This is a genomic window from Geovibrio ferrireducens, assembly GCF_026226615.1.
GTDB classification, from domain to species: Bacteria; Chrysiogenota; Deferribacteres; order Deferribacterales; family Geovibrionaceae; genus Geovibrio; species Geovibrio ferrireducens.
On record NZ_JAJAPB010000010.1, the window covers coordinates 51,104 to 75,323 of the forward strand.

The 24,220-nt window shown below is 47.1% G+C and carries 22 protein-coding genes; 3 read left to right on the top strand and 19 right to left on the bottom strand.

The genetic code is table 11. The features are described from left to right. The first annotated feature begins 143 nt into the window (after positions 1-143). Positions 144-1,838, top strand: a complete 1,695-nt coding sequence (locus OSQ85_RS10710; RefSeq protein WP_265823002.1) for a thioredoxin domain-containing protein — start codon at positions 144-146, stop codon at positions 1,836-1,838. A 21-nt stretch (positions 1,839-1,859) separates the two neighbouring features. On the opposite strand, the gene OSQ85_RS10715 is transcribed toward OSQ85_RS10710, so the two are convergent. The 11 genes from OSQ85_RS10715 to OSQ85_RS10765 all read right to left on the bottom strand — a co-directional run bounded on the left by OSQ85_RS10715 (position 1,860) and on the right by OSQ85_RS10765 (position 12,917). Further along, positions 1,860-2,489, bottom strand: coding sequence for a TetR/AcrR family transcriptional regulator (locus OSQ85_RS10715; protein WP_265823003.1), 630 nt, complete (start codon positions 2,487-2,489; stop codon positions 1,860-1,862). Positions 2,490-2,763: 274 nt separating this feature from the next. Continuing rightward, positions 2,764-3,342 (bottom strand): response regulator transcription factor, encoded by a 579-nt coding sequence (locus tag OSQ85_RS14085; protein WP_322874102.1) that lies wholly within the window; start codon positions 3,340-3,342, stop codon positions 2,764-2,766. Between the two features lie 253 nt (positions 3,343-3,595). Beyond that, positions 3,596-4,273, bottom strand: a complete 678-nt coding sequence (locus OSQ85_RS10725; protein WP_265823004.1) for a CBS domain-containing protein — start codon at positions 4,271-4,273, stop codon at positions 3,596-3,598. 9 nt (positions 4,274-4,282) lie between these two features. Continuing rightward, entirely contained in the window at positions 4,283-5,419 is a 1,137-nt protein-coding gene (locus tag OSQ85_RS10730; protein ID WP_265823005.1) for a phenylacetate--CoA ligase family protein, read from the bottom strand. Then, positions 5,407-6,189, bottom strand: a complete 783-nt coding sequence (locus tag OSQ85_RS10735; protein ID WP_265823006.1) for an ABC transporter ATP-binding protein — start codon at positions 6,187-6,189, stop codon at positions 5,407-5,409. The genes OSQ85_RS10730 and OSQ85_RS10735 overlap by 13 nt, the downstream gene beginning before the upstream one ends. Then, positions 6,189-7,334 carry an ABC transporter substrate-binding protein gene (locus OSQ85_RS10740; protein WP_265823008.1) on the bottom strand — a complete coding sequence of 382 codons (1,146 nt, stop codon included), beginning with the start codon at positions 7,332-7,334 and terminating at the stop codon, positions 6,189-6,191. Before OSQ85_RS10740 ends, OSQ85_RS10735 begins: the two co-directional genes overlap by 1 nt. Positions 7,335-7,353: 19 nt before the next feature. Continuing rightward, the gene (locus OSQ85_RS10745) at positions 7,354-8,406 is read right to left on the bottom strand and encodes a branched-chain amino acid ABC transporter permease (protein WP_265823010.1); all 1,053 of its coding nucleotides are present in this window, start codon (positions 8,404-8,406) and stop codon (positions 7,354-7,356) included. Continuing rightward, positions 8,403-9,287, bottom strand: a complete 885-nt coding sequence (locus tag OSQ85_RS10750) for a branched-chain amino acid ABC transporter permease (protein WP_265823012.1) — start codon at positions 9,285-9,287, stop codon at positions 8,403-8,405. The genes OSQ85_RS10745 and OSQ85_RS10750 overlap by 4 nt, the downstream gene beginning before the upstream one ends. A 2-nt stretch (positions 9,288-9,289) precedes the next feature. Beyond that, positions 9,290-11,188 carry an AMP-binding protein gene (locus OSQ85_RS10755; protein ID WP_265823014.1) on the bottom strand — a complete coding sequence of 633 codons (1,899 nt, stop codon included), beginning with the start codon at positions 11,186-11,188 and terminating at the stop codon, positions 9,290-9,292. Beyond that, entirely contained in the window at positions 11,179-11,961 is a 783-nt protein-coding gene (locus tag OSQ85_RS10760) for an ABC transporter ATP-binding protein (protein ID WP_265823016.1), read from the bottom strand. The genes OSQ85_RS10755 and OSQ85_RS10760 overlap by 10 nt, the downstream gene beginning before the upstream one ends. A gap of 194 nt (positions 11,962-12,155) precedes the next feature. Then, positions 12,156-12,917, bottom strand: coding sequence for an inositol monophosphatase family protein (locus OSQ85_RS10765; RefSeq protein ID WP_265823017.1), 762 nt, complete (start codon positions 12,915-12,917; stop codon positions 12,156-12,158). Positions 12,918-13,010: 93 nt separating this feature from the next. On the opposite strand from OSQ85_RS10765, the gene zapE reads away from it, so the two are divergent. Further along, on the top strand, positions 13,011-14,057 hold the full coding sequence (gene zapE, locus OSQ85_RS10770) for a cell division protein ZapE (protein WP_265823018.1): 1,047 nt from the start codon (positions 13,011-13,013) through the stop codon (positions 14,055-14,057). A 32-nt stretch (positions 14,058-14,089) separates the two neighbouring features. Here zapE and OSQ85_RS10775 read toward each other — a convergent pair whose 3' ends face one another. From OSQ85_RS10775 to OSQ85_RS10790, 4 genes are all read right to left on the bottom strand, one after another. Continuing rightward, positions 14,090-16,018: a methyl-accepting chemotaxis protein gene (locus tag OSQ85_RS10775; RefSeq protein ID WP_265823020.1), complete on the bottom strand. Its 1,929-nt coding sequence runs from the start codon at positions 16,016-16,018 to the stop codon at positions 14,090-14,092. Next, positions 16,015-16,974, bottom strand: coding sequence for a hydrogenase small subunit (locus OSQ85_RS10780; protein ID WP_265823021.1), 960 nt, complete (start codon positions 16,972-16,974; stop codon positions 16,015-16,017). Before OSQ85_RS10780 ends, OSQ85_RS10775 begins: the two co-directional genes overlap by 4 nt. A gap of 9 nt (positions 16,975-16,983) precedes the next feature. Next, positions 16,984-18,426: a nickel-dependent hydrogenase large subunit gene (locus OSQ85_RS10785; protein WP_265823023.1), complete on the bottom strand. Its 1,443-nt coding sequence runs from the start codon at positions 18,424-18,426 to the stop codon at positions 16,984-16,986. A 596-nt stretch (positions 18,427-19,022) separates the two neighbouring features. After that, positions 19,023-19,616, bottom strand: a complete 594-nt coding sequence (locus OSQ85_RS10790) for a helix-turn-helix domain-containing protein (protein ID WP_265823024.1) — start codon at positions 19,614-19,616, stop codon at positions 19,023-19,025. Positions 19,617-19,868: 252 nt separating this feature from the next. On the opposite strand from OSQ85_RS10790, the gene OSQ85_RS10795 reads away from it, so the two are divergent. Further along, a complete protein-coding gene (locus OSQ85_RS10795; RefSeq protein WP_265823025.1) occupies positions 19,869-20,264 on the top strand; it encodes a hypothetical protein in 396 nt (131 codons plus the stop codon). On the opposite strand, the gene OSQ85_RS10800 is transcribed toward OSQ85_RS10795, so the two are convergent. The 4 genes from OSQ85_RS10800 to OSQ85_RS10815 are packed head-to-tail and all read right to left on the bottom strand — an operon-like array spanning position 20,261 to position 24,220. Continuing rightward, positions 20,261-22,546 carry an endonuclease MutS2 gene (locus OSQ85_RS10800; protein WP_265823027.1) on the bottom strand — a complete coding sequence of 762 codons (2,286 nt, stop codon included), beginning with the start codon at positions 22,544-22,546 and terminating at the stop codon, positions 20,261-20,263. The genes OSQ85_RS10795 and OSQ85_RS10800 overlap by 4 nt on opposite strands. 15 nt (positions 22,547-22,561) lie before the next feature. Further along, complete coding sequence (locus tag OSQ85_RS10805) at positions 22,562-23,269, bottom strand: CvpA family protein (protein ID WP_265823029.1); 708 nt, start codon at positions 23,267-23,269, stop codon at positions 22,562-22,564. Then, a complete protein-coding gene (locus OSQ85_RS10810; RefSeq protein WP_265823030.1) occupies positions 23,256-23,714 on the bottom strand; it encodes a GatB/YqeY domain-containing protein in 459 nt (152 codons plus the stop codon). Before OSQ85_RS10810 ends, OSQ85_RS10805 begins: the two co-directional genes overlap by 14 nt. After that, positions 23,711-24,220, bottom strand: a complete 510-nt coding sequence (locus OSQ85_RS10815) for a cob(I)yrinic acid a,c-diamide adenosyltransferase (RefSeq protein WP_265823032.1) — start codon at positions 24,218-24,220, stop codon at positions 23,711-23,713. Before OSQ85_RS10815 ends, OSQ85_RS10810 begins: the two co-directional genes overlap by 4 nt.

A 24,220-nucleotide genomic window follows, 5' to 3' on the forward strand; every position in this document is an offset into this window, starting at 1 on the left:
CATTAGTAAAAAAGGGAGCCCGCCGGCTCCCTTTTTTAATTCCGCAGCAACAAAACAGCATTATCAGCCGCTTCGCTTAATTATCTTGAATTTCGCATATTCTTATGTTTTATTACTGAATATCATATCAAAAGGTGATTACATTGCTTGAAAATATTCTCAAAAACGAACGAAGCCTCTACCTCCTTCAACATAAAGACAACCCGGTTGCATGGCAGCCTTGGAGCGATGCGACTCTCAAGCTGGCTCAGGAGCAGGATAAACCCATAATGGTCAGCATCGGCTACTCCGCCTGTCACTGGTGTCATGTTATGGAGAAGGAATCATTTGAGGACACGGCGACCGCAGAAGTCATAAATAAATATTTCATCCCCGTTAAGGTCGACAGAGAAGAATACCCCGACGTTGACAAGCGTTACCAGTTTTATCTCCAGTCCACCGGGGTTAACGGCGGCTGGCCGCTTAACTGCTTCCTTCTCCCTGACGGAACCCCATTCTACGGCGGAACCTACTACCCGAAGGAGCCCGGTCACGGACTGCCCGCATTTAAGGAGATACTTGAGAAAATAGGTGATCTTTACCGCACAGACCGCGCCCATGTGAGGCAGACTGCAAAAAACTTCCTCAGTTTTCTGGATGAGTTCAGGGAAGTTAAGTTTGATTTCGAGCATTTTGAATCAACGCCCTTAAGCGCATTTGACAACGAATTCTACCGTATTATGGACATGGAAAACGGAGGCTTCGGCGCGGGAGCCCGGTTTCCGCAGATCCCCTCCCTTCTTTATCTGATGAAGCGTTTCGAAAAAGAAAGAGTCGGCAAATTTCTCACAAAAACGGCGGATATGCTTTGCTCCGGCGGAATATGCGACCATATACACGGCGGCTTTTTCAGATACACTGTGGATAAGGAGTGGCGCACGCCGCACTTTGAAAAAATGCTGTATGATAATGCACTTAATACGATTTTTCTCATCCGCATGTTTGACAGGACAGATAACATGCTGTACCTGCATACAGCCGGAAAAGCCATAGACTTCATACTGGATGAGTTTAATACGGAGTACGGACTTATCTCCTCCATGGATGCTGACAGTCTTGATGCAAAAGGCAAGCTTTCAGAAGGGTTTTACCATAAAATATTCAACCGCGACATGGTGCTTCTGAGCGATGAGGACAAAAAGAAGATGTTTGAGCACATCTTCCCCTATGAGGGTGTTGCGGCTTTCGCCAAGGCGGACTATGAAAGCAGAATCGCCGTGCAGCCGTTTGTCGATAAGCTGAAAACAGGCGCTGCCTATAAAGAAAAACCGGCGAAGGACAACAAGGTCATCCTCTCCCAGAACGCCCTATTCTGCAAGGCACTGCTGGAATACAGCGAAACAGCCGGAGATGAATATTACTTTGAGCAGGCTAAAATGCTCCTCGGCAAGCTTGAGCATTTCCTCATTGACGGAACACATCTTAACAGAATCAATTACTCTGGGGATATTTTCAATTATGCAACCCTTGAGGACTATGCCTTCACAGCAGACATGTATCTGAAATTTTTTGACATCACTTCTGAAAAAGGATTTCTGCTGAAAGCCAAGTCTATTCTGGAACAGGCTTTGGATGAGTTTACCTATGACGGGCTTCTTCATCTGGACAGAGCGGGAAAGGTACTCGAAACTTTTGATGATTCAATGCCTTCCGCCGTGGGTCTCATTGCGGAGCTTGTGCTTCATAATAAAGAAAAGCTGGGGCTTAACCTGCTCAGTGAAATGGAAAACTTCCTTGCTGACAGGGCAGTGAAATATCCCACAGCACATTCAACAGTGCTTGGAGCGTTTACCGAATAAACATATATCCGGCGTGTGTTTTCAGCGCACGCCGGAAGTCTGTCTTACCCCCAGCCTCTGCATAAAAATATCCGCTGTAGCTTCCGCTGCATATCCGGGAGTGTTTTCATTAACCGAATCAAGCTCTGAGAGTTTCTTCGCACCGGCACAATACAAAAGCTGCGTCCAGAAGACACTCATAAGAAAAGATAACTCTTTTTCTTCGACATCCACTCCCGCTTTTTCAAAAAACTCAGTGAAATGAAGCTCAGCTTCGCGGAAGCTCTCCAGCAAAAAAGAAAGCTGTGTTTTATCTCTGCTGAAAATAACCTTCGAGATCATGTTTATATATGTTGCGTGTTTCGGCTTAACTCCTTCGGAAAATATTTCGGAAATAATATCGCTGAAAACCTGCCCGTAGCTGCCTTCCGTCATATTTTCACAATGCTTTCTGAAAATTTCACCGAAGTTTATTCCGTTTGAAAGAAGATGTTTGATTGTTTCGTGGTGGAGATTTTCCTTTGATGAGAAGTGATACATAACGGTATTCAGCGAAACGCCTGATTTCTCGGCTATTTCGCGTATCCCCACTGCATCTTTCCCTTTGTCTGCAAACAGAGCCGCGCTGAGCTCAAGAATTTTTAGTTTAGTGTCCTTCTTTTTTCTAGCCATAATATAGAGTTCCCCCTCAAATGCATAATAACTTTTCGGACTTACGTGAAAAACAAGTAAAATGGCGGGAAGCAAGCAATTTTATACCAAGTTTTATGTATTTTTAATATGGCAAAAAACCAAAACTCAGGCAAGGTGAAATTGATCTCAATAGATTTCTTTTTACATTTCTTAACATTGGGCGCAACTGTAAGGTTCAAAATAAAACTGCAGTCTTCTGCGAACTCCGGCGCACATGAAAACAGTTCAGTTATATGTATCTATTTAATAAATATTATAAAAGTCCTGACTTGCAGGCATACGTCACAAGAGAGGCGGAGTTGGATAAATTTAATTTCTGAAGCATTTTATTTCTGTGGGTGTCCACTGTGTTTTTGCTGATGAACAGTTCCTCTGCAATTTCCCTGCTGGTTTTTCCTGCGGCTATCAGCTTTAATACCTCGCATTCTCTCAGTGTCAGGTTTCCGGTGTTACAGGAAGCACCTCCGTTATTTTTTGTTCTCAGTATTCTTTCCAGATTATTGCGTGTTCTTTCGGTATCATCCTCAATAAAAAGAAGGTCGCTGACATTGTATTTCTGAACAAAATAGCTCAGAAGCGGGTTATCCTCTGAGACTATGAAAATAAATCTGGCAGTTAAAAATGTTTCTTTGACCATTGCGACAAAATCATCTGTCGTTCCTCTGGAAAAAATATCAATAATCACAATTTCAGGGGTTATTTCCTTAATTGAAATCTGCACCTTTGTGCTAATCGACTCAGATGCAAGGCAATTTAAGCCTAAATCAACTGCCATAGCCGCAATAGTTTCCCTATAGACGGTATTGGCACTGAATATTATAAAATTTTTCATACCCCACCAAAACATAAAATGCTTTTCTGCTTAAAAGATAGATGTATTCAAGATATGTGTAAATCCTCAAAAAACTGTATTTTAACATAATTTGTTAAAAAACAGGCAAAACAGCGTCAGTTTTAGCGCATGGGGATGGCAGCAGGCGTAAGAGCCTGAAAAGAAAAGACAAAGATTCTCGCTATGTGAAATAAAATGCTTTTCATCCGGCAAATGGATTCGCTGTCCGGAGAAAAAGGAGTTAACTTAAAATTTAAACATCATTCATTATATCGTTCATTTCGATCACGCTTGCCAGATTAAAGTCCGCTGAGCGAAGGTCTCTGACTGCAGCATCAATTTTACTCTGTTCACCGTTAACCCTGATCACAACATCACGAGTTCCCCCTTCCGTGTTCTTGAGGAAGAAAGTAGCCAGACTGACAATATTCAGCCCGTGACTGTCGATAATCTTTGTCATTTCAGCCAGTGCTCCTTTTCTGTCTTCCAGAACTATTGCAATCCTTGTGCTCTGGTGGGAGAAGCCCATGGATTCAACAAATATATCAAAGAGATCAATGGCAGTGATGATACCTGCGAGCTCACCTGCATCGTTTATAACAGGCAGACCGCCGAAACGTTTGTCACGGAGAATAAGTGCAGCTTTTTCGATGGGAGTTTCGGGATGTACCGTAATAACGTTCACGTTCATCGCATCCTTTACCAACGTTTTGGCAAGAAGCCGCTTAAGTTCGTAAACATCAAGAGAGCTTGCTCTGGACGGCGAGTACTCTTTTATATCCTTTTCGGTTATGATACCGACAAGCTTATTGTTCTCCACTACGGGAAGGCGCCTGATGCCGTTCTCTTTCATAACATGTTTGGCATCGAGGATTGTCTCGTCCTGGGAAATAGTAATAACTTCTCTTCTCATCCAGTTTTTAACGAACATAAAGAACACCTACCTGAGTTTAAGCTGTTTTCTGGTATCCCGCACAAGGGTTTCTGAAATAGTATCATCAACTTCGATTTCAGGCAAACGCAATCCGAAAGACCTGTAAAAAGAAGCGTGTATCAGCTCCGGAACGCCTCCGGAAACGCTCAGCCGCATACTGTCAGCTCCGTCCGGGGTATTATAAATATCAAGTACGCCTGAAATGCCCTGTTCCGAGCAAAGTTTTTCGAACACCCAGAAATGTATGAAAACGCCTTTGAATTTCACTGATGAGTCCGCTCTGCCGAAAATTCCCGCCAGATGGCCGTTTTCGATAAAAGAAAGATCCCCTGTGGCAAGGCGTATGAAAGGCGTGGTTCCGCTCATAAAAGTAACCGTGACCTCGCCCGTTTCACCATCTGCCGCCGGTTTTCCGTCCGCGTCCAGTATCTCTATGAACAATGCCTCGGTATCCGCCTTCATGCCCCTTGCTCCGGCTGTTTCATAGGCAATAAGCCCTGCCTCTGCGGTTCCGTAAGCCTGAAAAGCCTTTATGCCGTATGCTGCAAAGAGCACTGCCTTGTCATCCTCGGTAAGCTTCTCCGCCATAAGAAAAGCCTTCTCAAGCCTCCCCCTGCCTGCCAGTTTTTCAAGGCATTTGAAAAGATAGGTTCTGGTTCCCACAAACGCGTTGGCATCCACGGCAAGAATCGTCTCCGCGCCCTTGTCGCTGTCCGCGGGGCCGAGAGGATAAACCGCGCAGCCGCACTTCTCGCATGCCTCGTCCACCATGTCACCCGCGGGGCTGCCATGGTATGAGAAGGTATTGACCGCTACATCCCCGTCCATGAACCCGGCGGCTTCCAGCGCCTTATAAAACCTGTAATGCTCAAACCTCTCACCCTTAACGTTATACACGGGTCCGGGAGAAGTAAAAATTTTGGAGACATAACCGCCGGAAAGAATGAGCGGCAGAAGTGAACCTCCGCTGTGCATTTCAGAAAGCTTCTGTTTTGTGAGCGGGTTTATAAACTGAAAGGTTTCGTAATCTTTAACAATGGAGGGTGATATTTCAGAGCGCACAAAAGCATCCTGCACCAGCGGATGGGCGGAGTTTTCCCTTATAAATGCCAGAACACGCTGAAAATCGCCTAAGAAAGCCATCTCTTTCTTCTCCTGTAGTGTTTTACCTCACGGAAGCTTTTCTTTTCCGAAAGACCGAGGTAAAACTCCTTAACATCATCATTCGCCTTGAGTTCTTCCGTTGTTCCGTCCAGAACCACACGCCCGTTTTCCATTATGTAGCCGTAATGCGCAGCGGAAAGAGCCATGTTTGCGTTCTGCTCAACAAGGAGAATGGTAGTGCCCTCCTCCCTGTTCAGGGTGGTTATGATATTGAAAATCTCCTTAACCAGAAGCGGGGCAAGACCGAGAGAAGGCTCATCCATCAGGATAAGCTTAGGCGCTGCCATTATTGCCCTGCCTATGGCGAGCATCTGCTGCTCTCCTCCGCTCATGTAGCCCGCAAGCTGGCTCCGTCTGTCCTTAAGGCGGGGAAAGTAGTTGTAGACACGCTCAATCCCAGTGGAGACAGTGTTTCCCGGCCGGGTGTAGGCTCCGGCGATGAGGTTTTCCTCCACCGTGAGGTCTTTGAAAACCCGCCTGCCCTCCATCACCTGAAAAATGCCCGACTTCACAATATCCGCCGCGTCTTTTTTATCGATCCTCTGCCCGTCAAACCAGATTTCCCCATCGGTTATTTCGCCGTCATCAGGGCGCAGAAGACCGCTCACCGCCTTAAGGGTGGTGGTCTTGCCCGCCCCGTTAGAGCCGAGCAGGGCGGCTATTCTGCCCTGCTCCACTTCAAGGGAAAGTCCTTTCAATACAAGGATAACGTCATTGTAAACAACTTCTATGTTGTTGATTTTAAGCATCAGTCCGCCGAAATATAGTCAGTAAACGGCACAAGCTCCCCGCCTTTAACCTGATACAGCTTAAGCGCCCGCACGCCTTTATGGCTCTGCGGAGTAAACGTAACGGGTGCGGTAAGTCCCATTGTGCTGAAATTTTTCATTGTTTCCAGAGTCTTCTTGATGTTTTCGCCGCTGTAGTTGCCGTTTGCCATTTTAAGTCCGTTGAGCAGCACATACATTGAGGAGAATCCCTGGATATAGTTAACATCCCTGTATGTAACATTGGGATGATACTTTTTGTTGAGATCGCGAAGGAATTTGATCCCTTCCACATTTGTATCTGTCCAGAGAGTGAAGGCGTTTGTGCCGATAAACCCTTCTGAATCAGCCCCTGTCATCTCCACAAGCTTTTTGCCGAATGTCCAGTTAAGCCCGATGAACTTAGTGGGTATGTTCAGTTTTTTAGCATCCTTAAGGATTGTGGATGTGGCCATGTAGGTCTGCTGGATGAAGGCGTAGCCGGGGTTTTTCTTGTTCATGTTGAGAAGCTGGCTTGTGGCATCCAAAGCCTTAAGGTCAACCACCTGATTATCAACAAGCTTGATACCCAGCTCTTTAGCGCTGTTCTCACCGTCGGGGAAGAAGGGTGAACGTCCGAAGCCGGAGTCATTGTAAATAAATGCCACATCAGTGTTCCCGCCCTGCGACTTGATATATTTGAGAGCCGCACGAACCTGATCTGAGTAAGTAGCGCCGACTATGAAGTTATAGGGGGCGCTTTTCGGGTCAGTTATGTGCTCTGAGTATGATGCGGAGAAATAAGGCATCTTGTCCTTTGTAACCATCTTCACGAGGTTTTCCGTGTCGCCCGTTCCCCAGCCGTGGATAGCGACCACGCCTTCACGCATGAACTTTTTGTATGCGCTGAGCGCGGCGGGAATCTTATAGCCGTAGTCAACATACAGAATTTCAACGGGAGCGCCGTTTATGCCGCCGTTCTCATTGAACCAGCGCACACAGTCCTTAATCCCTTCGCCGTAGGGTTTGCCCACATCTCCTGTTCCGCCGGACTCATCCACCAGAACGCCGATTTTCACAGGCTTGGCAGCAAGTGCAGTCCCCGTGAGCAGTGCAAAAACCATTAAAAGTAACGCAAGTTTCTTCATCAATCTTCCTCCTTACAAATCAGTATGAAAATGGCCAGAGTTTCCAGTAGGCCTTTATCAGTCTCCATCTTCTCACCATCCCTTCCGGTTCAAACATCAGAAAAAGGATTATCACAAGCCCGAACACGCCTTCCTTGATTGAGCCGATTATCTGCGTAAGGTTGGGGTAGTAGCCCCCTGCCCAGTCGGAGAAGCTTTGCAGAACCTCAGGAAGAATAACTATGAACACAGCGCCGAAAATGCTGCCCAGTATGCTGCCCAGACCGCCTATGATGATCATGGAGAGATACTGTATTGAAACGCCGATGGTGAAGTTCTCCGGCGTGATGATTGATGTGTAGTATGCCCAGAGGGAACCCGCCACGCCGGCATAAAACGAGCTTATGGCAAAGGATGTCAGCTTATAGCGGAACAGGTTAATACCCATTGCCTCTGCGGCTATGTAGTTATCCCTTATGGAGAGAAACGCCCTGCCCGCTCTGGTGCGCATCATGTTCACACCAGCAAGTGTCATAATGATGCACAGCACAAGCGCAAGGAAATAGAAGGAAAAATCGCTGTCTATCTCATAGCCGAGGAAGCTTGCGTAATCAATGGAAAGCCCGGTAACTCCGCCTGTTATAAACTCAAGCCTGATGAAGCCGAACTCGATGATAAACTGTGCCGCAAGGGTGGCTATTGAAAGATAAAGCCCCTTGAGCCGCAGAGAGGGGATGCCGAAAAACGCGCCGAAAACTGCTGTGATGAGCCCTGCCGCAGGGATGGCGAGGAAAAACGGCAGTCCGTATGTGACAGACAGATACCCCGCCGCATAAGCACCCACACCCATGAACGCACCCTGACCAAGGGAGATAAGCCCGGTAAAGCCCGTGAGTATGTTAAGTCCCACAGCGCCTATCACTGCTATGAAGATAAGGTTCATCACATACAGCAGATAATCGCCGAGGAAGAACGGAACGGCAAAAAGCGCCGTGATGAATGCATATATGAGAAATCTGGAAAGCTTTGTCTGAAAAAGCTCGGCATCCTTTTCATAAGAGGTTTTGAAGTTTCCGCAGTTGACGTAGCTCATACCTTCTCCACCGCCTTGGTTCCGAAAAGACCGTAAGGCTTAATCATAAGCACGGCAATCATCACCACATAGGGGAAAATCTCCTTCGCTCCGCCGCCGATAAGGGGGTCAATGTAGCCGCCCGCAAGGTTTTCCAGTATGCCGATTATCAGCCCGCCTACAATAGCGCCCACTATGCTGTCCAGCCCGCCGAGGATAACCACGGGGAAAACCTTAAGCCCGAAATGGGAGAGAGTGGTGTTTATACCGTTGATATTGCCGAGGAAGATACCGCCGACAGCAGAAACAACGGCAGCTATGCCCCATGAAAGAGCGAAGATCCTTTTAACATCTATGCCCATGGAAAGAGCCGCCTGCTGATCGCTTGCGACAGCGCGCATAGCCACACCGACCTTTGACTTCTTGAAGAAAATTGAAAACAGTATGAGAAAAACAGCAACCGCAGCAATGGAATAGATATAAACACGGCTGATGCTCAGACCGGCTATCAAAAACGGTTCCTGAGAGAACACCTGCGGATATGTGCGGGTGTCAGTTCCCCAGAAAATCTGAACTATAGCCTTCATCACAGAGGAGAGCCCGATGGTGAGCATTATAATTGAGATTATAGGCTCCCCTATCATTCTGCGCAGAAAGACCTTTTCGATAAAAAAGCCCATAGTGAAGGAGAACACGAGGGTTATGAGAAACGATGCCCAGAAGGGGACACTGTAGCTCACTGTAAGATGCAGGCATATATAAGCGCCGACCATCAAGAGCTCGCCCTGAGCGAAGTTAACAACATCAGTGGCCTTGTATATAAGCGTAAATCCGAGGGCGAGGAGCGCATAAATACTTCCTATCACCGTTCCGGTTATTATAAGCTGAACAAAAAATTCCATCCTTAATTCTCCATCAGGTAAAGGCGCATATCCGTTTCGATAGTCCTTTCCCTGCCGTCCTGAAGCTTGATAAGCGCTTTTATGTTAACTGATTCTGTGTCCTCATACAGGGCTTTGGTGATTTCGCTGTATTTCTCCTCAATGAAGCCGCGGCGTACCTTGCGGGTTCTGGTGAGCTCTCCGTCATCCGCATCAAGCTCTTTGTAAAGCAGAACAAACTTCCTCACTCTCATTTCCGGCGGAAGCTGCGCGTTCACCGTCTCCAGCTCCCCGGCAACAAGCCTGTAAACCTCTTCCTTTGCGGAAAGGTCAGTGTATGTGGTATAGGCAATTTTGTTGTTCTCCGCCCATTTGCCCACAATGCTCATGTCAATGTTGAGGATCAGGGTGATATATTCGCGTCCGTCACCCAGAGTTACTGCCTCTTTGATATACGGGCTGAATTTTATTTTGTTTTCAATGAATTGCGGCGAAAATCTCGTTCCGTCCTTCAGATGCATGAGATCCTTCATACGGTCTATGACCACCAGCTTCCCGTTTTCATCAAAATAGCCGGCATCACCGGAATACAGCCAGCCGTCACGCAGGGATTCCTCAGTCGCCTCGCTGTTTCCGTAATATCCGGCAAATACGGCATCACTGCGTGAAATTATCTCGCCGTTTTCCGTGATTTTTATCTCTGTTCCTTTGATAGGCGCACCGACCGAGGTGAAGTCCACATCGCTGTTTCTGTGGATGCAGGAAATGCCTGCAATCTCCGTCTGACCGTAGATCTGCTTAAGGTTTATGCCGAGGGCGTGGAAGAAACGGAACGTATCAGGCCCCAGAGCCGCACCGCCTGTCATGGCGCTTCTGAGGTTGCTGAACCCCATGCGCTCCTTGAGCTTGCGGAAAAGTATCTGATATGCAAAGGCGTAGCGCAGTTTAAGCATCAGCGAAGGGGTCTGTCTGCTGAATTTCGCATCCGCATATTCATACCCCACGGGGAGCAGTCTGTTATATACGAAACGCTTGAACGGCGTTGCGTCCATTATCTTAACCTGAACTGTGGAGGCCATATTCTCCCACACTCTCGGCGGTGAGAACACGAAATCTGGGCCTATCTCCTTCATATCCGCCTGAACCGTATCAGTGCTTTCGGGAAAATTTACCGTAAAGCGGAAGCGCAGAGCGCTGACCACGCACATCATCTGCTCGCCTATCCAAGGCAGGGGGAGGAAGGAGACAAACTCGTCCCTGTCATTCTTGGGGTCTGCCTCAGCGAGGCTTTCCGCCATTGTCAGCAGGTTTTTATGGGTGAGCATGGCAAGCTTGGGGTGTCCCGTGGTTCCGGAGGTGGTACACATCACAGCCACATCGTTTTCGGAAATGCTTTTGAGCCGCCCTTCCATATAACGCTTTATCCACTCCCCCCCGACCTTTTCACGGGCGAGAATATCCTTGAAATATATCAGTTTTTCATCGTCATACTGATACATCCCCTTATCATCGTAGTAGATTATTTTTTTAACCGCAGGCAGTTCCGGCAGGAGTTCAAGTATCTTGTCCGTCTGCTCCTGATCTTCAGCTATAACAAGCGATGTACCGGAGGTCTGAAGCAGATACTTCACCTCCTCCGTAACGGAGTCCTGATAAATGCCGAAGGGCACAGCCCCCACAAGCTGGGCGGCAAGCTCCGCATAAACCCATTCCGGCTTATTGTCGCCGATTATGGCAACCCTGTCCTCCGGTCTTATACCGATATGCTCGAAGTACAGCGCAAGCTTGACAACATTGCCCGCATATTCCTTCCAGTCCGATTCCTGCCAGATTCCGAAGTCCTTCTCACGGACTGCGGTCTTGGCGGGCTGTTCCATGAAGTTTTTATACAGATAATAGGGAAGAGTCCTGTCTAAACCCATTGCTCCTCCCCAAGATAGGCGGCTATCACGTCCGGGTGGGATGAAATCTCCTCCGGCGTGCCTTCCTTACAGATTTTTTCACCGAAGTTAACAGCGACAACTCTGGTTGAAATGTCCATGACCACTTTCATATCATGCTCAATGAGGATTACAGTAACCCCTGCCTCTTCATTGATGTCTATGATGAATCTTGCCATGTCCTCCGTCTCCTCACTGTTCATCCCCGCCATCGGCTCATCAAGGAGAAGAAGCCTCGGTTCAAGACAGAGGGCACGGGCAAGCTCCACCCTCTTCTGGAGGCCGTAGGAGAGCTCGTAGACATGCTTTTTGCGTATGTGGGTGAGGCGGAGAAAGTCGATAACCTTTTCCACCCTTTTGCGGTGCTCTATCTCCTCTTTCCTTGCTTTTCCGAAGTAAAGCATGGAGGAGAGAAGCCCGTATTTTATGAAAATGTGCCGTGAGAGCATGAGGTTGTCCAGAACTGTCATCCCCTTGAAGAGCTCAAGGTTCTGAAATGTGCGCACAATGCCCATCTGCGGGCGCTTATGCACCGGAGTGCCTGTTATGTCTGTTCCGTCGTAGATAATTTTCCCTTTGGTGGGCGGGTAAATGCCCGTGATTGTATTGAGAATGCTTGTCTTCCCCGCTCCGTTGGGGCCTATGATGGAGAATATTTCACCCTCGTAAACCTGAAACCGGACTCCGGCTATTGCCTGTATGCCGCCGAAGCTGAGGTAGATGTTGTCCACATTCAATAAAGGCTTCTTTTCCATATACTTCCCTGACCATAAGCGGCTGAGGTAGCCGCAGAAAATGAATTATGGCAAAAAGTTAACACGGCGTTCTGCTTAAGTCAAAGTAATTTTAGCCGCATTAAAATTAATTACGGCACACTTAACACGATAACTGAAATAAGTGAATTATCACTGAACAGGCGATCAAATAATCAAACGATCTCAGTTATTTTTCAGCATTTTATGAGTTCCAGCATCTTCTCATGCACAAGCCCGTTTGAAGCGATGATAAAATCTCCGGTTATGCTGTGCTTTCTGCTCTCCGGACCGCTGACTCTTCCGCCCGCTTCCTGAACAATGCATATCCCCCCTGCCACATCCCACGGCTTGAGGTTGAACTCATAATAGCAGTCGAAGGTTCCTTTAGCAGTATAACACAGATCCAGTGCAGCAGAACCTGCCCTGCGTATGCCTCTGGTATTGCCGAGAACTTTTCCCAGCATGGAGAGCACGTCCGGGCATCTGCTTTCAACAATAGAGTAAGGGAAGCCTGTAGCGATCAGCGACTTTTTTGTTTCCTGTGTTTCTGAAACACGTATGCGCTCATTGTTCAGGAACGCACCCGCTCCCTTCTCAGCGCAGAACATTTCACCCAGCACAGGGTTGTAAACAAGGCCGCGCACCGCCTCGCCTTTCTCATAAAAGCCGATTGATATTGCAACAAACGGAAAAGAATGCACAAAGTTTGTTGTTCCGTCTATGGGGTCTATGTAGATTGCCTTTTCCGGCTCCTCATTACCTGTGGAGGATTCCTCCCCTATTATCACGTGTTCGGGGAAAAGCGGCGAAAGCTTTTGTTTCAGAAAGTTTTCCACCGCCACATCATATTCGGTAACAAGGTCAATGCTCCCCTTGTATTTAACCTCTTTACTCTTTTTAAAACCGTCTTTTATAATTTCACCCGCTTCGAGAGCGGCTTTAATAAGCTCTTCCATGCTTCCTCCTGAAAATTTTAATAATTTAACACTTGCAGAAATCAAACCTTTCCGCTAATTTTCCAAATCTGTTATTTACGGGGGATTATTGCCTTGACCAGCGCCGGAAACTACATCGACATAAGCAAACTAAGCTTTAATGTATCCATAGAGGAATGTTTCGCCAATCTGAAGCCGCATCCGAAATTTTCAGGCTGCACATTTGACAACTACATACCCGATGAAAACTTCCCCTCTCAGCACTATATCAAAAATCTGCTGAAAGAAACAGCCGAGATGATGAAAAAGAAGTATGAAAAGCCTGTCAAAAAAGGATTTTCGTTCTTTAAACCCAAACCGGCGTTCCAGAAGCCGCTCAACATATACATAGACGGAAGCTACGGAATAGGCAAAACACACCTCCTCAGCGCCACATACAACATGACTGATATGAAAAAAGCGTTCATGAGCTTTTCAGAGATGAATTACTTTTTCCATTATCTCGGTGTGGAAAAATGCATAGAGGAATTCTCCAAGCTGGATCTGCTTCTCGTGGACGAGTTTGAGTTGGATGACCCTGCCATGTGTCTTATAATGGTGCGTTTTTTTAAGGAAGTTAATAAAGATACGCTGATCGTAACCACTTCAAACACGCTGCCGAGTGAGCTCGGCAAGCTCCGCTTTCAGGTGGACAGGTTCGAGAAGGAGATGGGCGTGATAGCCGCCTCCTTCAAAACCGTTGTGGTGGAAGGGGAGGACTACCGCAAAAAACACAAGATATGGAAACGGAACGTTTCGACGGAATCCTTCTTTGACGCTTTCACCAACTATATCGGCGAAGCCAAGGCGAAGACCCGCACAGATTTTGATAAGCTCATGAAAATCCTTGAGGAGAACCACCCTTTCAGATATTTCATGATCCCCTCAAACTGCGAGGCTATGTTCATAGACGGACTTCTGCCGTTCAAAGAGCTTAACAGTGCGCTGCGGTTCAACCACCTTATAGACCACTGCTACTATTACAACACGAAGCTTTTCATAAAATCAGAGTATGAGCTTAAGGATCTGTTTTCGGCGGCAATGCTGGAATCGCCGTTTGAAAAGAAGCTGAAACGCTGCCTTTCAAGGCTGGATGAGCTTGCGGTGTTCTACAGAAGCTGAAAAAGCCTCCGCAGAACACCCCGCCCTTTATCTTAGGAATACTTATCAATCATCACATTAAGCTTGCCGATGAAGTTTTCAATCTCCGCCTGGAGAGCATCGACCTCATTTGCCGGGTTCTCCCTCTTTTCAAGCATATGCTTTATCTTCTGCGCCAGTGCGTGGACATTCCTGTGAGGAGCATCCAGAGCCGCGAAATCAGGATCACGGCCGAAGGCTGCCTCGCCCTCATTCCTGACGAATTTGGTGAACTCGCATTCTTCAAATGACTTTATCTCCACACGCTCATTGTACATATAGCCGTGGTAGACAGACTTCATCATCAGAACATGGCTTGCCTTCGCATGGATAAACGGAATGATTTTCGCATCCAGTGTAAACTTCTTAAGCTCGGATTCGGATTCGTCAAGCTGCTGAACGACAATCTCAACACCCTTAACCATTTTATCTATGCCGCCGGAGTTCATTTCGCTCATTTTAGCCACATCTTCTATATTCACCGCTATCTGTGACGTAGCGGCGGACTGCTGCTGAACAGCGGAGGCGATATGCATAAGAAGCCCGTTCAGTTCCTCCACCGATGCCTTGATGTCCATGAACTTCTCATTGGCGGTGACAACCTTACTTCCCTGAAGATTTACTATCTCAAGAGCTTTTCCGGCATTGCCCACAGCCGCCTGAACCTTGAACTGCATGGAACTGACAACCTTTGTAATATCCGCCGCCGACTGATGGGTTTTTTCAGCCAGTTTGCGCACTTCGTCCGCAACCACGGCAAAACCTCTGCCCGCTTCCCCTGCCCTTGCAGCTTCTATTGCGGCGTTCAGCGCAAGGAGGTTGGTCTGCTCTGTAATATCAGTAATTACCTGAACAATCTCACCCACTTCCACAGACGACTTAAGCAGATCCTGCATCTCACCTGCCAGAGTGTTTACAAGCCCGCTTACGTTAGAGGCAAGCTTAGTGGTCTCCTGCATGGCGATGCCGCCATCCTCTGACAATCGGAGGGTTTCATCAGCCTTGGTGGAGGAGTTCTGTATATTCTCGGCGGAATCCCTCACTGTGGCGCTGACCTCTTCACTGGCCGCGGCCACTTCACCCGCAAGGCGGAGGGTTTCGTCATTCATCTTTTTAATGCGCATTGCAGAGAGGGAAAGCGGCAGAACCTGTTCCATAACATTTGAAATAGACCGGAAAGTACCTGTTATATCCCGCCCGATAATCTCCATGAACTTGTTGTATCTGGCTGCTATTTCCCCCATCTCATCGCGGGAGGAAATGTCTGACTTGAGGCTCAGGTCAAGGTTCTCCGCGGCGTTTACAATGGTATTCTGGAGCTTGTCCACATTCCTGATAACCAGCCTGTTCACAAGGAAATATATTATGAAAACCAGAGCCATCCCGCACAGCAGGACAAAAACATCGGAAATAAAAGACATCCGCTGAACACTGATAAGCGCGTCACGTTTAAGTTTCACAAGGTAATAGGAATTTACAGTACCCTCCTGCCAGTCGGTGTGGCAGCGCAGGCAGTAGCCTATGGTTTTAACGGGGAAATGGTAAACCATGTTGCCGTTGTCTGTAAAGCTTTCCTCATGCTCCGGGTTGAACTCATACTCCACCTTCTGCCCGACCTTTTCAGGACTGGATGAATAAGCCACCAGCCCGTCCGTGTGAACAAGGGAGAACTCGGCGACATCGTGATATTTGCCGATTTCAGCTATCATGTTTTTAAAAACATGCATGTTCCCCTTTTTCAGCGAGTCGTAAGTGGACATGAAGATCATATCCTTAAGCTGGTTCATGTAGCTTGAGAGTGCTGTTTCCACCTTATGGAGCCTTATGCTGTCCAGCACCAGAACACCGAAAACAGTGAGAGCCACCAGAAGAGAGGAGGCTATTGCCATTTTGACCTTAAGCGAAAGGCCGTCCAGATAATGAATTATGCTTTTTATGCTCATTTGCGTCCCCTCTTCTCGGAGTACTTTTTAAAGTCGCTCCACGGAACATCCTCAACATTTTTTGCTTCTATGTATATGTCAGATGTAAAAGGCCATTTTTCATTAACACAGCCTATGCAGGGAGCATTGCTCTCCACGCAGACATTAACACTGCCGTTCCAGCGCCTTGTGGGGCAGTCCGCCTTTGTCACGGTTCCTCTGCACCCCTTTTTCAGCAGGCAGGAATGTTTGTCCTTGTTGTAGTCATCCAGATATATATCCTGCGAGAAATACTGGAATCTGGTGCAGTTGTTGTGTATCAGTTCACCGAAATAGAGCGTAGGGATACCGTCCTTCATTGCGGGAAGCTTGCCTGTTGCTATCAGGTAGGCCACAGTCCCCATGAACCTGTCGGGCTGGATGGGGCAGCCGGGTATCTTGATAACCGGTTTTTTTATGCCTGTCATGCTCATATACTTTTCAACCGAAACAGCACCGGTCTCATTCATTCCGGAGGCGGGTATTCCCCCGAAGCATGAGCATGAGCCGCAGGCGATAATTGCCGATGCTTTTTCCATATGCTTTTTGAGCTCATCATAAAGAGTGTGCTCACCAAGCATGCAGGCCTTTTTCATCTTAACCGGAATACTCCCCTCAACCACGAGAACGTGGCCGCCTTTAGCGGACACTGAATCCAGCATTTTCAGATAGCTTTCACCCTGACTGAAAGAGAGGTTGGGATGAACCTGAAGTCTTATCAGCTTCATTATGAAATCTATAAAGTTTGTTTCATTGCCATATGTGAGGGAGATTGAACAGCCTGTACAGCTCTGCCCCTGTATAAAGGAAACCAGAGGTCTGTCCGATGCGGCTATTTTCATGAACCCTTCGGCTATCTCTGCGCCGAATATGTCCGCGCCGAAAGCCGCAACTGATATATCTCTGCATTTTTTAAGAAAGTCTCTTCTGCTTAACATCAAAGCACCCTAATGCACGGAGCAGGCTGTGCAGGGGTCGAAACTGCGTACAACTCTGCCCACTTCTACAGAACCGCCCTCACCGCCGAAGCGCACGGGGGTTCCTGTTATTGCTTTTTCAACCACACCGGCCTTGCCGTCTGCTGCGGGGCCGAAGTTCCATGTGGAGGGAACAATCATTTTATAGTCGGTGACCTTACCCTTTTCCGCCGTTATGTGATGCACAAGTGCGCCTCTGGCCGCAACGGAAAAGCCTACACCCTGCCCTGTTACCGGAGCCTGAAGGTCAACCGGGCGTATGGTGGGTTCGTCCAGCCTGAAATCCTCAGAGCGCTCAAAAAGATAATTACAGAGCCTAACTGATTCGTAAGCCCTTGCCAGTATTCTGGACATGGTTGATGAGGTGATATTTGTACTGCCGAATCTTCCGAGGAGAGATTTAAAGCCTGCATCATTATTCACGGCAAACCTCGCCACAGGCCCCACCTCAAGAGGAAAGCCTTCATATCTCGGCGCTTTTATCCAGCTATATGCGCCCTGTCTGTTTTCATCGGGTCTGCCGGAATTGTCATAGAATGAGGCGCTCAGAAGCTCCTTAACCTTTGAATAGTCAAAGTTTTTCCGCTCGCCGTTTATTATCACCCCTGCGTTAAAGAGGTTTGTACCTTTGGAGTCTTTAAAGGATGAATGAGCGTAGAATGTGTTGTATGTCTCGCCTATTTTGAAATACTGCGGATAGCGGCGGGCAATCTCCAGAGCATCGGGCAGGAATGAATTGTTCACAAAATCAGCCGTCTTTTCAAGCACATGGTAATACTTCATCAAAGTATCCGCGGTTATCTCCGTGGTTATGCCGCCGGGAAGGAGCGCATGGATAAACGGAACCTTGCCGCCGAGAAGGGCAAGCCCGGAAGCCGCCTCACTGCGTATTTTCAGCGCCTCAAAATAATGAAGCACCAGCCTGTATACCGCATCCTTATCCCTTATGTAGTCCCCTTCCGCTGCGCCGCCTATGAAGCCTGTCCCGGAGTTTCTTATCCACGCCGATATGTCTTTCAGGCGGGTGTCGCTGCCGCTGTAGGCCGCTGCCACAGAAAAATCAGCATAATCGGGAAGGCAGAGATTATAAAAATGAAGCAGATGATCGGTGACTATATGAAGCCCAAGAATCATATCTCTCAGAACAAGCCCGTTTGCAGGCGGAGTGACTTTGTAAATTTCTTCAAGAGCCATAACGGAAGAGACTCCATGAACCTCGTGGCACACACCGCATATCCTCTGGGCTATTCTGGCAGAATCCACAGGGTGTCTGCCCAGAAGCATTCTCTCGAACCCTCTGTACATATTCCCCGCTACACGTGCACGGGTAACCACACCCGAATCAATTTCAGTTTCGATTTTGAGGTGCCCCTCTATTCTGGAAACAGGGTCTACAGATAAAATACGGGCCATCAATCCCCCTTGTATTTCAGATCATCAATAAATGATGAACGTTATTTTATTTTAATTAATAAAAATTTGAACGAAATCTAACAAAATCCAAAAACCCCTGTCAATAGATATATTACAGATTCTTATAGCGGCTATTTGATAAAACAATGTTTAAATCTGAAAAATGGACTGACCATCATACCTAAAAAATATAATGTGCAGACTCAGACACTTATAGAATGTGTACTAATAATTCAGACTTTTAAGGTTATGTTTAGCTGACAATCAAGGTAAAAAACTTATAAAAGCGTTATACTCATTTTTTAGTATATTTTGTGCATAAAACAAAAGCATATGTTGTTTTGAATACCTGATAGCATGAGAATATGATCAAAAAGTGCAGACAGCAGGCTCCCATGGGCGCGAATCCGATGTGCGGACAAACTAATAGGTATTCTTTAATAATATCAGATGAGAGATTCTTCGGCTAAAGCCTCAGAATGACGCATTATTACATCACTGCGAGGAGCAGAAGTGACGAAGCAGTCTCTGAGTTCGGCGTGAGCGTGTGCGGAAAAAACACAGGATGTACAGTTTGATATTATCAAGTCAGGCGGTTATTTCTCCTGTTTTTCGAGGTGTTCTTTCAGACCTTCTGTTTTGAGGAGAATGCCGATCACCTTTGCTTCACCATGGGGACATTCAAGATAATGGGGGATGCGCGAATTGAAAGCGATGGAGTCGCCCTCTTCTACTTCGATGACCTCGTTATTCAGATACAGGTTAATCTTACCCCGTTTCAGATATATGTACTCGTAACCTTCGTGATTGAAGAGTTTTTTATCGCTTCCGGATTCCTTTATGGTGACCATATATATTTCAAGGTTTTCGAATCCCCGAACCTTGGCGAGTTCTTCATAAATATAGCCGTGCTTTACACCTTCGCGGAAGATAAGCTTGCGGTCGTTTCTTTTCACAATATGGTAGTCGTTGTAATCTATCTCTTCTTCAAAGAAGTAGGTCATTTTCACATTCAGAACTTTTGCTATTTTTGAGAGAGTGTTTATGGGAGGGGTGACAACATTGTTTTCTATCTGAGAGATAAGCGCTTTGGAGAAACCTGTGAATGAAGCCACATCCTGTAGGGTTAGGCCTCGCTGGTTCCTTATCTTTCTGACTCTCTCGCCGATTTTAATGACATGTTCTGACATCTCCCACCTTTGCTCGTTTAATTTAATCAACTTTTGTTAAGGTATATTTAAAACATGGACAATTGTCAACCATTATCATGGGTATAATATAAAACAATAAGAGCAAATATGCTCAAAACATATGTCAGCTAAATAAAAATGTGAAATCTCACTTCCATTGTTTCATAAAATATGAGAATATGCGCGTACACAGTTGAGATACTTTTTTTTACCGCATTCCAGGCGGTGCTGCTTTTTTCCGGGAGGCATAATATGAAAGCATATGACGTTCTTTTGATAGATGATGAAAAACCCTTTACCGACACAGTAAAGGCTGAGCTTGAAAAAGCAGGCATAGGAGCCGCCACAGCAAACTGCAAGGGAGAAGTTTTCTACTGCCTTGAGAAAAAGAATCAGGACGGCGAAAACTTCTACCTTATAGTAATGGATATGCACTGCAAGTTCATCACACACGAGGAACTGAAAAACGTTATAAACTCACTTGACGGGGTTATGCCGCATATTCTCTTCGCCACCGGAGCCGATAAAATGCTCCAGAAAAATATCGGCGGAGAGGATTTCAAACCGAAGCTTCTCCTTGAGCGCATGCTGAAGGCTCTTCTTAACCACCCTTCAATGGCGGAAAAGATAAAGAACAGGTGCTGTTAAAACTCGGCGATTGTTACCGCCTGTCCGCCCTCTTCGTTTGAAGCCACAGCATATCTTTTAACTCTGCGGTCATGGCGCATGTAGTCGTGCAGACCGCGGCGGAGCTGCCCTGTCCCTCTTCCGTGGACAATATATATTTTGTCAAACCCGCTTAAGAGGGACTCATCCATAAACTTGTCCAGTTCATCAATTGCTTCCTCAACCCTTTTGCCGACAAGAAGAATCTCCCTGCGCACAGCGGGCGCGGCATCTGTGGTGAGCTTAACATCTTTTACCCTTTCCTCATCCTGAAGCTTTTTGCCTATGATGTCCGCGCGCTTCATCTTTATCTTTAGCCCGCCCAGATCAAGGGAAACCGTGCTGCCTTCAATTGCAGTTATCCTGCCGCTTTTCTCATATTTATCAAGGAAGATGATGTCACCTTCCTGAATGTCCCGCACGGGTTTAAGCTTCTTCTTAAGCTCTTTGAGCTTTTCGGCGGATTTCTCCATGCCCTCAAGTGCTTCTGTTTTGTCTATTTTACCCTGCTTTTCACCGGCGAGACGTTTTGCCCGTTCAAAAAGCCGCATTGCCTCTTCCAGAAGCTCAGTTTCCTTTTTATCAAGCCTCTGCTTAAGCGCCTTTTCCTTCTCCTCGAATACCGCCTGACGCTCCAGAAGTTCAAGCCGGCGGCTGCGGTAGGTTTCTTTCTCCTTTATAAGCTCAGACTTAAGCCTGTTCACTTCCTCAATACCTATCTCAAGGGAGTTCTTCGCTTCCTCTATGAGTTCCTCCGCCCGTTTTACAACAGTTTCCGGGAACCCAAGTCTTTTTGAAATCACAAGCGGGTCTGATTTACCTGCCACGCCTTTCTGGAGGCTGTATTTCGGCTCAAAGGTTTTATAATCGAACTCAACGGCGAATATCGCCGAATCTGTCCTTGAAAGGGCGAAGTTTTTTATCTCCGCAAAGTGAGTGGTGACAAATGTTACCGCACCTTTTTCAGCAAGGCTTTCACACACGGCAACAGCGATAGCCGCACCCTCACGAGGTTCAGTGCCTGTTCCCAGCTCATCCATCAGCACAAGGCTTTTTTCATCAGCAGCGTTTATTATATCCCTGATGTTTACCATATGGGATGAAAACGTACTGAGATCCATAACCAGCGACTGATGATCGCCAATATCCGCCAGAACCTTTTTCACGCTGTACAGCTTGGCGGATCTGCCCATCAGCGGCAGACCGCAGGAGGCTATGATGTGGTTCAGCCCCAGAGATTTGAGCGCCGCAGTTTTACCGCCTGTGTTGGGGCCTGAGATAACACCTATCTGCTCCCCTTTCTCCATCCTGATATTCAGAGGTACGGATTCGCCCTTCTTCTCAAGAAGGATTATGGGATGATGCACACGGTCAAACTCAAGCACACTTCCGAAAACAGGCATACAGTGCGGCTTTGATTTATAGAACTGAGCAGTTTCCAGCAGAAACGCCACTTCGCCGTAGTTTTCCGTGGTGGAGCGTATCTCCCTGCGTTTTTCGTATATGCTGCGGATAATGGAGCTCAGAATGCGGAAAATCTCTTTACGCTCCTCAGCCTTGAGCTCGTGGTGGGTATTATTCATGGAAACGGTGGATTCCGGCTCCACAAAGAGAGTCTGCCCGCTGGCGGAGCGGTCATGAACTATGCCGTCTATATACTGGCGGAAATTGCTTTTGCAGGGCAGAGTGAAGCGTCCGCTGCGCTCTGTTATCACAAGTTCCTGAATGAATTTTTCCGCATTCAGGCTGTAAAGAACGGAGTTGAGCGCGTTATGTATCTTCTTTCTGGCTGACTGGAGCTCGTTTCTGATCTCTTTCAGCCTGACAGAGGCATCATCACGTATATCGCCCTTATCGTTCAGCACTTCCCCTATTGCGGAGGTAATATCTGTCAGTGCGGACATCCCCCTGAGATATGCCTTCATATGCGACGCGCCCGCGTCAATGAGCGAAGCCTTGAGAGCGGCGGCACTCATCAGAAACTTACGTATCTCCATCAGTTCCTGAGGCTCAAAGAAAGCAAGGGGATCGTTTATGCGCGGATAAACCGCGAGATAGTCTTCATCTCTCTGAATGCTGATGTTTATGGATTTCACAAGGCTTAAGGCCTCCTCCATAACATCCTGACGCATTTTTATTGTTCCGCAGTCGCCGAAAGGCTCAATCTTTTCCAGCACGGAAGCGGAAAGGCTTGATACGAAGGAACCTCTGAGATATTGCCTGAATAGAGGGAACTCTAATGATTCAATATGGGAGTCTGTCAAAGTAATTCACCGAATTTACTGATCGGCCTTGGGTGCGAGGAGCTTCTCCGCCAGAGCGTCTTTTTCCTCTCTGGTCATGTTTTTCACTTTATCCATGATGTCGCCGGATTTTTCCTCTGCCCCGTCTCTGATGTTTCCGGCAGATTCCTTAACCTTTTCAAGGGCTTTCTGCCCCGGATCGCCGCCGAAAATATCAACAGGCTCAAGCTCTATCTTTTCCTCGCGGAAAGGATTAACATGCGAGCCGCCGAACTTGTTCACAATGTCATATATGACGGGGGAAAGCTTTATAAGAAAGCCGGAGACAGCGCCTTTTTCGGTTGTTTTCACAAACCCGGACTCCTTCGGCATGAAGGAGACAAAGGATGTGAGAATGACGGAAAGTATGACAGCCGCCTTAAAAGCACCGAATACCATTCCGCCGCCCCTGTTCACATCAGAAAGGGACACATTCTTTATGATTTTGCCGATAAATACTGCAATTATCATCACAACCAGATATGTAACAATGAAAACTATCACAAATCCGAGTGCGCTTAAGGATTTCTCCGATAAATCGAAAGATTTGAAAAGGCTTCCCACCGTCAGGGAATATTTATAAGCCGCAATATAGCCGATTATTATCGCCCCTATGCCGAATAACTCATGCACAAGCCCCTTAATGAGCCCGCGCACGGCAAAGGCGCCGATCAGTATCAGCAGTACAATGTCAGTTATTTCCATCAAACACTGCCTTCACAAGCTCATTAACCAGCTTGCCATCCGCCTTGTTCTTTGTTTTTTCCATAACCTTCTTCATCACAGCGCCGAAGTTTTTCTTATCGCTCACGTCCAAACCTTCGGCCGCTTCCGCAACTATTTTCCTTATCTCTTCCTCACCCATCTGAGCGGGCATATATTTTTCGAGAAAAGTTATTTCAAGCTCTTCCTTCTCCGCAAGCTCAGGTCTTCCGGCATCTTTGTACTGCTGGGCTGCGTCCCTGCGTTTTTTCACGGCAGAGGCAATAACCTTCAGCACGCCTTCATCATCAAGCTCGCCTGCGGGTCTGTTGTTGATCTCAACATTTTTGATCTCAGAGCGGAGCATGCGCACCGTATCAAGAGCTATCTGTTTTTTCTCTCTCATATATGTTTTCATGTCTTCGGTTATTATGTCTTTAAGGCTCATTTTAAGTCTTTCTCCTTTCCTATCACTCTTGCCATCATAAAAAGCATGTCGGACAATCTGTTAACATACTTTCTGACAACAGGGTCAAAATTAACATAAGCGGACAAAGTTATCAATCTTCTTTCATACCTTCTGGCTACAGTGCGGCATATGTCGGCCTTTGAGGCATCAAGATTTTCCGAAGGGATTATAAATCCGCGCAGTTCGCCGGTTATCCCTTCGTATTCCTTGGTCCTCCCTTCCAGAAAGTCCACCTCTTCCTGAGGGATAAGGAATTTTTCACGCCCTTCTCTTGTGGCGGCATATGAGTTTATGCGGAAAATTGTCTTCTGAATCCGCAGTATATCCTCCGCATGGGCACTGACCCTCAGACGCAGTTCACCGAGGTTTGAAACAAGCTCATCCCCGGTTCCCAGAAACTCCATAACCGGATCATCCTTGTCCACCCGCTCCCCTGTGTAGAGAGAGGTCTGCCCCTTGTCCCCCGTCTTGGTGGTAACGCTCAT

Coding starts and splice junctions, on each gene's coding strand:
- OSQ85_RS10730 (WP_265823005.1), bottom strand. CDS start 5,419: ATGGCTTTCTTAGGCGATTTTCAGCGTGTTCTGGCATTTATAAGGGAA.
- OSQ85_RS14085 (WP_322874102.1), bottom strand. CDS start 3,342: ATGAAAAATTTTATAATATTCAGTGCCAATACCGTCTATAGGGAAACT.
- OSQ85_RS10715 (WP_265823003.1), bottom strand. CDS start 2,489: ATGGCTAGAAAAAAGAAGGACACTAAACTAAAAATTCTTGAGCTCAGC.
- OSQ85_RS10765 (WP_265823017.1), bottom strand. CDS start 12,917: ATGGAAGAGCTTATTAAAGCCGCTCTCGAAGCGGGTGAAATTATAAAA.
- OSQ85_RS10795 (WP_265823025.1), top strand. CDS start 19,869: ATGAAAGCATATGACGTTCTTTTGATAGATGATGAAAAACCCTTTACC.
- OSQ85_RS10780 (WP_265823021.1), bottom strand. CDS start 16,974: ATGTTAAGCAGAAGAGACTTTCTTAAAAAATGCAGAGATATATCAGTT.
- OSQ85_RS10785 (WP_265823023.1), bottom strand. CDS start 18,426: ATGGCCCGTATTTTATCTGTAGACCCTGTTTCCAGAATAGAGGGGCAC.
- OSQ85_RS10735 (WP_265823006.1), bottom strand. CDS start 6,189: ATGCTTAAAATCAACAACATAGAAGTTGTTTACAATGACGTTATCCTT.
- OSQ85_RS10815 (WP_265823032.1), bottom strand. CDS start 24,220: ATGAGCGTTACCACCAAGACGGGGGACAAGGGGCAGACCTCTCTCTAC.
- OSQ85_RS10745 (WP_265823010.1), bottom strand. CDS start 8,406: ATGAGCTACGTCAACTGCGGAAACTTCAAAACCTCTTATGAAAAGGAT.
- OSQ85_RS10760 (WP_265823016.1), bottom strand. CDS start 11,961: ATGGAAAAGAAGCCTTTATTGAATGTGGACAACATCTACCTCAGCTTC.
- OSQ85_RS10725 (WP_265823004.1), bottom strand. CDS start 4,273: ATGTTCGTTAAAAACTGGATGAGAAGAGAAGTTATTACTATTTCCCAG.
- OSQ85_RS10805 (WP_265823029.1), bottom strand. CDS start 23,269: ATGGAAATAACTGACATTGTACTGCTGATACTGATCGGCGCCTTTGCC.
- OSQ85_RS10790 (WP_265823024.1), bottom strand. CDS start 19,616: ATGTCAGAACATGTCATTAAAATCGGCGAGAGAGTCAGAAAGATAAGG.
- OSQ85_RS10750 (WP_265823012.1), bottom strand. CDS start 9,287: ATGGAATTTTTTGTTCAGCTTATAATAACCGGAACGGTGATAGGAAGT.
- OSQ85_RS10775 (WP_265823020.1), bottom strand. CDS start 16,018: ATGAGCATAAAAAGCATAATTCATTATCTGGACGGCCTTTCGCTTAAG.
- OSQ85_RS10740 (WP_265823008.1), bottom strand. CDS start 7,334: ATGAAGAAACTTGCGTTACTTTTAATGGTTTTTGCACTGCTCACGGGG.
- OSQ85_RS10810 (WP_265823030.1), bottom strand. CDS start 23,714: ATGAGCCTTAAAGACATAATAACCGAAGACATGAAAACATATATGAGA.
- OSQ85_RS10755 (WP_265823014.1), bottom strand. CDS start 11,188: ATGGGTTTAGACAGGACTCTTCCCTATTATCTGTATAAAAACTTCATG.